The sequence below is a fragment of the Sulfitobacter sediminivivens genome (assembly GCF_042611115.2).
Taxonomy (GTDB): domain Bacteria; phylum Pseudomonadota; class Alphaproteobacteria; order Rhodobacterales; family Rhodobacteraceae; genus Sulfitobacter; species Sulfitobacter sediminivivens.
In genome coordinates this window covers 1-10,000 of sequence record NZ_JBHGAR020000042.1, presented here as the reverse complement: position 1 = coordinate 10,000, position 10,000 = coordinate 1, and the positions used below count along the sequence as shown (strand labels likewise).

At 55.0% G+C, this 10,000-nt stretch carries 11 protein-coding genes; 5 read left to right on the top strand and 6 right to left on the bottom strand.

All coding sequences use genetic code 11. The features are described 5' to 3' along the window. Positions 1-723 precede the first annotated feature (723 nt). Genes msrQ through msrP form a run of 4 tightly spaced genes read right to left on the bottom strand, consistent with a single transcriptional unit; the run spans position 724 to position 2,639 of the window. The gene (gene msrQ / locus ACEWL3_RS20225) at positions 724-1,338 is read right to left on the bottom strand and encodes a protein-methionine-sulfoxide reductase heme-binding subunit MsrQ (protein WP_386184325.1); all 615 of its coding nucleotides are present in this window, start codon (positions 1,336-1,338) and stop codon (positions 724-726) included. Beyond that, positions 1,326-1,532 carry a GDCCVxC domain-containing (seleno)protein gene (locus ACEWL3_RS20220; protein ID WP_386184327.1) on the bottom strand — a complete coding sequence of 69 codons (207 nt, stop codon included), beginning with the start codon at positions 1,530-1,532 and terminating at the stop codon, positions 1,326-1,328. Before ACEWL3_RS20220 ends, msrQ begins: the two co-directional genes overlap by 13 nt. After that, the gene (merF, locus tag ACEWL3_RS20215; RefSeq protein WP_386184329.1) at positions 1,525-1,734 is read right to left on the bottom strand and encodes a mercury resistance system transport protein MerF; all 210 of its coding nucleotides are present in this window, start codon (positions 1,732-1,734) and stop codon (positions 1,525-1,527) included. The genes ACEWL3_RS20220 and merF overlap by 8 nt, the downstream gene beginning before the upstream one ends. Beyond that, the gene (gene msrP, locus ACEWL3_RS20210; RefSeq protein WP_386184332.1) at positions 1,734-2,639 is read right to left on the bottom strand and encodes a protein-methionine-sulfoxide reductase catalytic subunit MsrP; all 906 of its coding nucleotides are present in this window, start codon (positions 2,637-2,639) and stop codon (positions 1,734-1,736) included. Before msrP ends, merF begins: the two co-directional genes overlap by 1 nt. A gap of 123 nt (positions 2,640-2,762) precedes the next feature. Between msrP and ACEWL3_RS20205 the strand changes: the two genes are divergently transcribed. Both ACEWL3_RS20205 and ACEWL3_RS20200 read left to right on the top strand, forming a co-directional pair. Beyond that, positions 2,763-3,200 (top strand): DUF302 domain-containing protein, encoded by a 438-nt coding sequence (locus tag ACEWL3_RS20205; RefSeq protein ID WP_386184334.1) that lies wholly within the window; start codon positions 2,763-2,765, stop codon positions 3,198-3,200. A 186-nt stretch (positions 3,201-3,386) separates the two neighbouring features. Beyond that, complete coding sequence (locus tag ACEWL3_RS20200) at positions 3,387-3,866, top strand: fasciclin domain-containing protein (RefSeq protein ID WP_386184336.1); 480 nt, start codon at positions 3,387-3,389, stop codon at positions 3,864-3,866. A 94-nt stretch (positions 3,867-3,960) separates the two neighbouring features. On the opposite strand, the gene clpB is transcribed toward ACEWL3_RS20200, so the two are convergent. Then, positions 3,961-6,576: an ATP-dependent chaperone ClpB gene (gene clpB / locus ACEWL3_RS20195; RefSeq protein WP_386184338.1), complete on the bottom strand. Its 2,616-nt coding sequence runs from the start codon at positions 6,574-6,576 to the stop codon at positions 3,961-3,963. Positions 6,577-6,974: 398 nt separating this feature from the next. On the opposite strand from clpB, the gene ACEWL3_RS20190 reads away from it, so the two are divergent. Continuing rightward, positions 6,975-7,289 carry an orotidine 5-phosphate decarboxylase gene (locus ACEWL3_RS20190; protein ID WP_386184340.1) on the top strand — a complete coding sequence of 105 codons (315 nt, stop codon included), beginning with the start codon at positions 6,975-6,977 and terminating at the stop codon, positions 7,287-7,289. A gap of 165 nt (positions 7,290-7,454) precedes the next feature. Next, positions 7,455-8,171, top strand: coding sequence for an orotidine-5'-phosphate decarboxylase (gene pyrF / locus ACEWL3_RS20185; RefSeq protein ID WP_386184342.1), 717 nt, complete (start codon positions 7,455-7,457; stop codon positions 8,169-8,171). Positions 8,172-8,432: 261 nt separating this feature from the next. Here pyrF and ACEWL3_RS20180 read toward each other — a convergent pair whose 3' ends face one another. Further along, positions 8,433-8,861 (bottom strand): NUDIX domain-containing protein, encoded by a 429-nt coding sequence (locus ACEWL3_RS20180; protein ID WP_386184345.1) that lies wholly within the window; start codon positions 8,859-8,861, stop codon positions 8,433-8,435. Positions 8,862-8,921: 60 nt separating this feature from the next. On the opposite strand from ACEWL3_RS20180, the gene ACEWL3_RS20175 reads away from it, so the two are divergent. After that, positions 8,922-10,000: DNA polymerase IV (locus tag ACEWL3_RS20175; RefSeq protein WP_435001580.1), on the top strand; the 1,079-nt coding region annotated here is incomplete at its 3' end.

Sequence of the window (10,000 nt, the reverse complement as noted above, 5' to 3'; positions counted from 1 at the left end):
ACCTCTGATTTTATTCTTACGTCTCGTTGCTGTCTGTCTGCGTTTCCGCTTCCGTCTGGCCCGTCTGGCGTCCCTTTAGAGCGTCTCTGCTCGTCCGGTAAGGGGGGTTCTAGAGTTAGTGGCTCAGACCCGCAACCCCTTTTTTCGCTAAATATGCATTTTTTGTGACGAAACCGTTTTCCTCCATAAAAACAGTGGTTTGCTTGCGAGTTATTTCGCTCGCAGGTCGGTTTGAGCAGCTTTATTGCTCTTACCATGGGTCATCTCCGAGCACCTGATTGCTACATATAGCGGTATTCACACGCTGACCCCCAAGACTCATCAAGACTCACTCCGTTTATACAATCAATTTTGGCATGATTTGCCCGATTCACTCGCGATCTGGCGCTGAATCACAGTGAATCGATTTTGATTCTGCCCAATTGGGCACCGGATTCGCCTGATGAGTGATCAGATTTGGCAGTGGCCTGATGCGTAACAACCGATTCACAAGGCACACGGTCCTTATTGCGGCCTTCACTGGCGCTTTTGCTCTGATCGCCTTGCGATCTGCGGCCGCCATCGGTGAATCGCAGACCGCAATGGCCCATCAGGGCCAACAGCTAAAATGATTCCTAGTACTGCTGCGAAAACCCGGCTTTGGCGCGCTGATATTGATCTGCCTCAGTGTTAAGGTCTGCAGCTCGCAGCGATCTCCGGGACATATTGTATCGGAGATCGTGCTTAGGCTTGCTGCGGCTTGCAGCGCTTTGGCAATCGCAAAGCCAGCAGTCCTAAAATGGCGGCCATATAAAGAAGTGGCTCAAGCTGAATGCCCTTTACCAACCATATATAATGAACGCCGCCCAGGATAACGGCCAGATAGGCCAGCTTGTGCAGGCTGCGCCACTTAGGCCCCAGTTTGCGGACGGACCAGTTGTTGGACGTCGCCGCCAAGGGGATCAGGCATAAAAATCCCGCCATCCCGACAGTAACATAAGGTCGCTTTAGAATGTCATCCCAGATCCGGTCAAGCGCCTGAACATCCAATACTGCCCAAACCAGAAAATGCGCCAACACAAAAAAGAAGGTCATCAAACCAATGGCGCGGCGAAACTTGATCAGATTAACACCAAGGTAACGGCGCAGCGGTGTGATGGCCAAACTCAGGATCAGCAGTTTCAGCGCAAGATCACCGTATTCATGTTCAAGCGCCTTTATCGGCTCGCGGCCCAGCCCACCCGTCAGACCGAGGTAAAAGAGATATGGAAGCGGCAGCGCCAACAACAAGTACACAAGCCACGTAGGCACTTTGCGCACAGCCGTGTTTATGCGATCGGCAAAACTCACGCGCAGCATTTATCCCCGTCCTGAATCGGCGGACAGGCAACTGTGCCATAAGAGCAAAACACACAACAATCACCCGCCAACGGTTTCAGCATCTCACCGCAGCCTTTGCATTCATAAAACCATTGGCAGGCATCGGTCGGCATCTGCTCGGTTTCGGCATGGTCACAGATCGGGCAGGTCAGTGTTGAAGTCAGTTCAGCCATGCCCGCGTATCCCTCTGAAAACCGCAATGACAAGAATGACGAGAAAGATGATCAGTGCTGGCAACAAGACAATATCAAGGTACCCCACTACGGACGACAAACCGATCGCTGCGAAAAGAACCACCAGCACCGGTGTGAAACAACACATTGCCATGACAATTGAGCCTATCAACCCGGTGCATAACAGGGATCCATTTGTCATTAGAAGTTCGCCTTGAGGTCCATACCTTCATAAAGGCCCGCTACTTCTGCTTCATACCCATTGAACATCAGCGTCGGCACGCGCTTCGAAAAAAGACCGCCCCCGACGAGCCGTTCGCTGGCCTGAGACCAACGTGGGTGACTGACCTCTGGGTTCACATTACTATAGAACCCATATTCACGCGCGTTCGCTTTGTTCCAGCTTGTCGGCGGCTCTTTGTCCGTCAGCGTGATCCTGACAATCGACTTGATTGACTTGAACCCATATTTCCAAGGCACCACCAAACGCAGCGGCGCACCATTCTGATTTGGAATGTCCTTGCCGTAAATGCCGGTCGCCATGATCGTCAACGGATGCATCGCCTCATCAAGGCGCAGGCCTTCGACGTAGGGCCAGTCCAGCACCGGATACCGAACGCCCGGCATTTCATCGGGCCGCAGTGCGGTTTCGAACGCCACATATTTCGCGCCCGACTGAATACCGGCCATATTCAGCAGATCGGCCAGTTCAAAACCATTCCACGGGATCACCATCGACCATGCCTCGACACAGCGGAAACGGTAAATCCGCTCCTCGATGGTCATCGCTTTCATGATGTCCTCAAACGCATAGGCCCCCGGTTTGTCGACAAGACCGTCAATCTCAACTGTCCAGGGAGCTGTCACAAGTGATCCGGCATTGGCGGCGGGATCTGTCTTTCCTGTGCCAAATTCATAGTAGTTGTTGTACTGCGTGATGTCTTCATAGGCATTCGGCTCAAGAGCCTCCTGCGCCTGTATCGATCCACCAATGCTGGCCAACCCCGCTGCGGCAACACCACCCGCCATCAGCTGACGGCGATTGAGAAAAGCCTGCTCTGGCGTAACGTCACTGTCTTTTAACGTGTTGATCCAACGATTGGCCATGGGACGCTCCTTATTGTACTATTCGTAAGTAGTGTCGCTGCTCTGCTCCACCAAACCATTTCGGCGTACATTTCAGGCAGCACACTCAATTGTTAGAATAGCGACATCATTAGGGAAATCATCATGAACCGCCTCATTTATGCTGCTGCACTTGCCTTCGCCCTGCCTGCATTCGCGGACGATCTGATCACCTACTCCACAGACCAAAGTTTTGATGATGTTGTATTTGGCGTTGAAAACGCCATCATCGACCAAGGACTGATCGCTGAGAACGTCAGCCATGTCGGTGAGATGCTGGAACGCACGCGAGATGATGTCGGATCAGATGTTGTCCTGTTTCAGGCGGCCGAGGTCTTCAGCTTTTGCTCAGCTGCAGTGTCGCGCAAAGTGATGGAAGATGACGTGTTGAACATCCGGTTCTGTCCCTACAACATCTTCGTGATGCAACTCCCGGACAGCGATATGGTCACCATCGGATATCGCAGCTTTCCTGACGGTGCGATGCAAGATGTGCAGGCCTTGCTGGACACCATAGCCAGATCTGCGATCGGACAAGAATAGGCACCGGATCAACCTGCTTCGATAACTTATTTGTGAGTGGAAATTAGAATTGTGCGCGGCTTAGTGCGCTGTTCGTTTTCGTCAAACGGCATCGGCAAATAACCCCGGTGAACCGAACCGGTTTGATTGGCGTATCTCTTTCAATGCTAACGCAAGCATTGTTTATCAAACTCTGAGGAGAAGAATATGCTACGTTCAACAACACTCGCAGTCACCGTTGCCACACTGATGGGAACAACCGCTTTGGCTGATGGCCACGCCAAAGACATCGTAGATACTGCCAGCGCGGCAGGTTCGTTCACAACCCTGCTCGCCGCCGCTGACGCCGCTGGTCTGGTCGACACACTCAAGAGCGAAGGTCCATTTACCGTGTTCGCCCCAACGGACGAAGCTTTCGCGGCACTTCCCGAAGGCACCGTCGAAACGCTGCTGCTGCCTGAGAACAAAGACCAGCTGGCCGCCATCCTGACCTATCACGTGATCGCTGGGAAAGTCTTGTCCACGGACCTCGTCGACGACACCGAAGCGATGACCGTACAAGGCACTACCGTCATGATCGATCTGGACAATGGCGTCATGGTTGACGGCGCGACAGTGACCACTGCCGATATCGAAGCCACAAACGGCGTGATCCATGTGATCGACAAGGTGATTTTGCCCGAATAAGGCACATACCGCGACGCGGTTTCTTACCCGACCGCAAAAGGCCCGCCAGAATTTCTGGCGGGCCTCTTTTTCCTGTGCATATATATAGTGCCGATCAATGCACCGTTGCATCATCCGGTTTGGGTTTGCTACTGGCGGCAATCCGATCGCCAATGACCAAACCATCGGCACCCGCAGACACTTTGATTGTATCACCATCGTGGATGTCACCGGCCAACAGCATTTCTGCCAAGGGGTTTTGCAACGTACGCTGAATCACACGCTTCAACGGACGCGCACCAAATACCGGGTCATACCCTTCATCTGCCAGCCAGTCCCGCGCACCTTCATCAAGTTCAAGCACGATCTTGCGGCCGGCCAGACGCTTGAGCAAAAGCGCAAGCTGGATATCAACGATCCCTGCCATGTCGCTGCGTTTCAGCCTGTCAAAAATGATCGTCTCGTCCAGACGGTTCAGGAACTCAGGCCGGAAATGCGCCCGGACCGCGTCCATGACATCCCGTCTTGCCTGCGCCATATCCCCACCATCAGGCAGTTGGCTCAACGCCTGCGCGCCAAGGTTCGAGGTCAGGATGATCAGCGTCTGCTTGAAATCAACGGTGCGGCCATGACCATCAGTCAGCACACCGTCGTCAAGAACCTGCAACAGCACGTTGAACACATCCGGATGCGCCTTTTCGACCTCATCAAACAGCACCACCTGATAGGGTCTGCGCCGTACCGCTTCGGTTAACACTCCGCCTTCGTCATAGCCAACATAGCCCGGAGGCGCACCAATGAGCCGCGCAACGCTGTGTTTCTCCATAAACTCAGACATATCAATCCGCACCATGGCGTTGTCGTCGTCAAACAGGAACTCTGCCACAGCTTTGGTCAGTTCGGTCTTGCCAACGCCGGTTGGCCCAAGGAACAGGAACGATCCCAGGGGGCGGTTTTCATCGTTCAAACCCGCCCGCGCACGACGCACCGCATCCGCAACAGCCTTCACCGCTGAATTCTGACCGATTACCCGGCCATGCAGTTGCTCTTCCATGCGCAAAAGCTTGTCTCGCTCACCTTCAAGCATTTTGCCGGCAGGAATGCCTGTCCACCGCTCCACGACGCTGGCGATCTGGTCCGGACGCACCGCTTCTTCGACCATCACGCCTTCTTCACGCGATTCAGCGGCTTCCAAATCACGCTCAAGTTGAGGGATCACGCCATAAGACAGCTCACCCGCCTTCGCGAGATTGCCCTCCCGCTTGGCGATGTCCAACTCAGCGCGCGCGTGGTCCAGTTTTTCCTTGATGTCGCGTGCACCGGCCAGCTTGTCCCGCTCGGCCTGCCACTGTGCGGTCATCTCTGCACTGCGTTCCTGCAATCCACTCAGATCCTTTTGCAAGGTTTCAAGCCGGTCCTTGGACGCCACATCATCTTCTGCTTTCAGCGCCTGTTCTTCGATCAGCAACTGCAGGATCTGACGGTCCAGCGCATCCAGCTCTTCTGGCTTGCTATCGACTTCCATACGCAAGCGGCTCGCCGCCTCGTCCATTAAGTCAATGGCTTTGTCGGGCAAAAACCGATCCGTGATATAGCGATGGCTCAGGGTTGCTGCCGCGACCAACGCGCTGTCACTGATCCGCACACCATGATGCAGCTCATATTTTTCCTTGATGCCGCGCAGGATTGATACGGTGTCTTCGACTGTTGGCTCCAACACCATCACTGGCTGGAAACGCCGTGCCAAAGCTGCGTCTTTCTCAACATACTTGCGGTATTCATCCAAAGTTGTGGCACCCACACAATGCAATTCACCGCGCGCCAATGCTGGTTTCAGCAAGTTCGAGGCATCCATCGCCCCTTCGCTGGCCCCTGCTCCGACAAGCGTGTGCATTTCATCAATGAACAGGATCACCTCGCCTGCGGCCTCTGTGACCTCGGTCAAGACGGCCTTGAGTCGTTCTTCAAACTCACCACGGTATTTCGCACCGGCGATCAGTGCACCCATATCCAGCGCCAACAAACGTTTGTTGCGCAAGGATTCCGGCACATCACCATCGACAATCCGCAATGCCAGCCCTTCGGCAATTGCGGTTTTACCCACGCCCGGTTCACCAATCAAAACAGGGTTGTTTTTGGTTCGGCGGCTCAGCACCTGCATGGCGCGACGAATTTCCTCATCCCGCCCGATGATAGGGTCAATTTTCCCTTCCCGCGCCCGTTCAGTCAGATCAAGGCTGTATTTCTTCAGCGCCTCATACCCTTCCTCGGCTGTCGCAGTGTCCGCTGTGCGTCCCTTTCGGACATCGTTGATCGCAGTGTTCAGCGCCTGAGCCGTCACATTACCTGCTTCCAACGCGGTTTTGGCACCGGATTTCACCATGCAAAGCGCCATCAGAATACGCTCCGCAGGGACAAAACTGTCGCCAGCTTTCTTGGCCAATGCCTCGGCCTCGGCAAGCACTTTAGCGGTCGTCCCATCCAGATAGACTTGCGCCGCATCGCCGGTAACCTTGGGTATTTTACCCATCGCCAGCGACAGTGCTTCCATCACGCGACCAGGGTTACCGCCGGCCGCAGTGATCAGATTGCTGGCCAATCCCTGTTCGTCATCCAAGACTGCTTTGAGGATGTGTTCCGGGGCCAACCGCTGATGATTTTCCCGAGTGGCAATCGTCTGCGCCGCTTGAACAAAGCCGCGCGATCTTTCCGTGAACTTGCTCAGGTCCATGGGTCTCTCCTTTTTTAAAAGCGCCGCGTCAAGATGCGCCCGCTCGGCGGCACACATCAATTTCGGCCTTAGGTTCGATTTGGGTATTGATCACCTCGTTTCAAGAGGTTGTGAACGCAACATGCGCTGCATTCTTTGCGTCTGACAGCCCGTGCGTTTTGGAAAACGCGGATTGTCAAAAAGGCCCTTGCGCATAGATATTCCCCCAATCATTCGATTAGTCTAACCCAATAAAATCCTGATTTTTTTGATCAATATCAAGTTATCCACAATGTTTCGGCATCAATGGAACTTTTTTGCACCAATGCAGGTTAACAATTCAGACAAAGGGAAAAACCAAATCCCTAACGGAGCAGATCAACTGCTCGACCAAAGAAACGATATATGAGGTACTCACGATGCAGACCCGACCAATTCAGTTGACAGACGTCGTTTACAATGCCGCCAATCAAAGCTTTGAAGCACTGGTAACGGTGCATGATGGTGAATGTTCCCGAAAGTATGCCTGCGCAATCAATGCGCCTATCTCGACCAGCTTTCAGGACGCTGCGGATGGATTGACCAGACAAGCTCTGCGCCGCCATAAATCAAAAGTCGGCGTTTATTCCGAGGTCAGATTCCCAGCTCCAGCGCAACGCGCGGGTCGGCGCAATTTTGATCCGATACGCTGGTTGGAACATCTGGCAGACCTGTCAGGCCGTCGTGCCGCATAAAGATATTGCCCGACCCCAATTCACCTGCGTTTGCCTGCCCAAGCGTCTCTGACACTGACCCGGATCTAGCCCAAGGCGCGATCCGGGTTTTTCTATGATGGACTTGGCTGTCGCCTCGGCGTACTGCAGGATCGTTTGAATTTTTCAATGCAGGAGCCTGCCCAAATGCCCGATGACCGCCTGATTGTCGCCCTTGACGTTCCCCATGCTGTTGCGGGGCTCGAACTTGCCACGAAACTTGGCGATAGTGTCAGTTTCTACAAGATCGGCATGGGGATGCTGACGGGCGGCGGACTGGCCCTCGCCAATGAGCTAAAGCAAGAGCATGGCAAACGCATATTTCTGGATATGAAGCTGTTTGACATCGGTGCCACGGTAGAAGCTGCCGTGCGCGGCTTGGCCCAGTTTGATCTGGATTTCCTGACCGTTCATGGCGATCCGCATGTGGTGAATGCTGCCAAACAGGGCGCTGCCGGATCAGATCTAAAAATCCTTGCCGTGACAATCCTGACATCGCTCGACCGCGCGGATCTGGACGCCGCATTAATCCAACCGGGAGACCTGGCAGAACTGGTTCTGACCCGCGCAGGCCGGGCCTTTGATGCGGGCGCAGATGGCGTCATTGCCTCCCCGCAAGAGGCCGCTGCCATTCGCGCCTTGCCACAGGCGGCGGGTAAGTTGATCGTGACCCCCGGCGTGCGCCCGGCAGGAGCAGAACTAGGGGATCAAAAACGTGTGGCGACACCAGCCCAGGCGATTGCCAGTGGCGCAGATCATGTGGTTGTCGGCCGCCCGGTTTGGCAAACTGAAGATCCATTGTCGGCCGCTCAGGCCATTGTTGCTGAAATTCTGTCACCGCAGGCGCAAAGCCCAAACCGCTGACATATTTTAGATTCGATCCGGCGGCTTAACGCCCTCTGCGGCCCGTTCTGTCATACAGCAGCGCGGCTCAATCCGACCAATTCAACCTAAGACTGTAACAAATACACCACAAACGCTGGTTCGACAGCAGGTCCAGGGATTCCTGACTATGTCATAGGACGTCCCCGTGCTAGCTTGACCCTAGGTGATACTCCCCGACGAACTGGTTCTTCCTGATGTTCGTCACCTCCCCCCGCTTAATGCAGCGGGGGGCTTTCTGCATCAGGGCGGATCGCAGGCTTCACCTTCCAGATATCCCCGCAACCGATTCTGAAACGCTGGGATGGCTTTGGGATGTGCCAGAAAATCTGTGATGCTCATCAGTGACCAGCGTTGACCTTCATCCCCAAAAACCACATCCGCCGCCGTCGCCGGTGGCAACTTGGCGACAAAGAACCATTTAAGACAGCCGTCTTCGTGGAACGCCTTGCGCCAGATGACAGATGTATCTGAGACGCGCAGGCCCAATTCTTCGTGGCACTCACGCAGCGCGCATTCCAATGGCCCCTCGTCCCCTTCGCGACCGCCGCCGGGCAAATCCCAGTACCCCCCATATGGCAGACCCGGTGTTTCATCGCGCAAAATTGCCAGAAGGTCATCGTCCAGAAGCAAGGCCAGTTTGGCTCCGTCAAAGGGGGTGGGTTCTGCCATGTTCAATCTCCTCTCGATTGATTAAACTAATCACAGGTTCATGACGAATTGGTATCCATAATGGCCGCCCTCTGCCGCGATTGCCTTGCCGAAGTTTCTGCTGTGCGCCGGTGCCCTGTCTGCACAAGCCCCCGGATCCTGTCCCATCCCGAGCTTTTTGATCTTTCCATAGCCCATATGGATTGCGATGCCTTTTACGCATCTGTCGAAAAACGCGACGATCCCGCCCTGAATGGCAAGCCGGTGATCATTGGCGGCGGACGGCGTGGTGTCGTGTCGACCGCCTGTTATGTGGCGCGGATCCGCGGGGTCCGGTCTGCGATGCCGATGTTTCAGGCGCTTAAACTTTGTCCGGATGCCGTGATCATCAAACCCCGTATGCATGCCTATGTCGAAGCATCCCGTGCCATCCGTGCGATGATGGAAGAACTGACCCCCGCCATCGAACCGCTGTCCTTGGACGAGGCGTTTTTGGATATGAGCGGTACTGCGCGCCTGCATGGTGCGCCGCCCGCCGTGATGCTGGCCGGTCTCGTGCGCCGCATGAAGGATGAGCTTGGGCTGACCGGGTCGATCGGATTGAGCCACAACAAATTTTTGGCCAAGGTCGCTTCAGATTTGGACAAACCACATGGGTTTTCGGTCATCGGTGCCGCTGAAACAGCGGATTTTCTGCGGGAAAAACCCGTTCGGATGATCTGGGGCGTCGGTGCCGCGACACAGACATCTCTCGACAAGGCGGGCATTCGCACCTTCTCCGACCTGCTACGCTGGGAAAAGATCGACCTGGTCGCGCGGTTTGGCGGCATGGGGGATCGGCTCTGGCATCTGGCACGGGGGCAAGACCGGCGCAGGGTGTCGTCACATGAGCCAGTGAAGTCGATTAGCAAAGAGACCACGTTCAACGACGACACCTCTGATCGAGATATTCTGGATGGCCACATATGGCGGCTGTCCGAACAAGTAGCCGACCGCGCCAAAGCTAAGGCATTGGCCGGCCGCGTCGTTACCCTCAAACTCAAACGGTCTGATTTCACCCAATTGACACGCCGCGTGTCCCTGCACGACCCGACGCAGCTGGCAGACCGCATTTACAGAACCGCGCGCGCCTTGTTTGATCAGTTGGATGATCCGGGCCC

What these genes read in the sequence shown, in the direction of transcription:
- msrQ (WP_386184325.1), bottom strand. Translation starts at nt 1,338, where the DNA reads ATGCTGCGCGTGAGTTTTGCCGATCGCATAAACACGGCTGTGCGCAAA.
- ACEWL3_RS20220 (WP_386184327.1), bottom strand. Translation starts at nt 1,532, where the DNA reads ATGGCTGAACTGACTTCAACACTGACCTGCCCGATCTGTGACCATGCC.
- merF (WP_386184329.1), bottom strand. Translation starts at nt 1,734, where the DNA reads ATGACAAATGGATCCCTGTTATGCACCGGGTTGATAGGCTCAATTGTC.
- msrP (WP_386184332.1), bottom strand. Translation starts at nt 2,639, where the DNA reads ATGGCCAATCGTTGGATCAACACGTTAAAAGACAGTGACGTTACGCCA.
- ACEWL3_RS20205 (WP_386184334.1), top strand. Translation starts at nt 2,763, where the DNA reads ATGAACCGCCTCATTTATGCTGCTGCACTTGCCTTCGCCCTGCCTGCA.
- ACEWL3_RS20200 (WP_386184336.1), top strand. Translation starts at nt 3,387, where the DNA reads ATGCTACGTTCAACAACACTCGCAGTCACCGTTGCCACACTGATGGGA.
- clpB (WP_386184338.1), bottom strand. Translation starts at nt 6,576, where the DNA reads ATGGACCTGAGCAAGTTCACGGAAAGATCGCGCGGCTTTGTTCAAGCG.
- ACEWL3_RS20190 (WP_386184340.1), top strand. Translation starts at nt 6,975, where the DNA reads ATGCAGACCCGACCAATTCAGTTGACAGACGTCGTTTACAATGCCGCC.
- pyrF (WP_386184342.1), top strand. Translation starts at nt 7,455, where the DNA reads ATGCCCGATGACCGCCTGATTGTCGCCCTTGACGTTCCCCATGCTGTT.
- ACEWL3_RS20180 (WP_386184345.1), bottom strand. Translation starts at nt 8,861, where the DNA reads ATGGCAGAACCCACCCCCTTTGACGGAGCCAAACTGGCCTTGCTTCTG.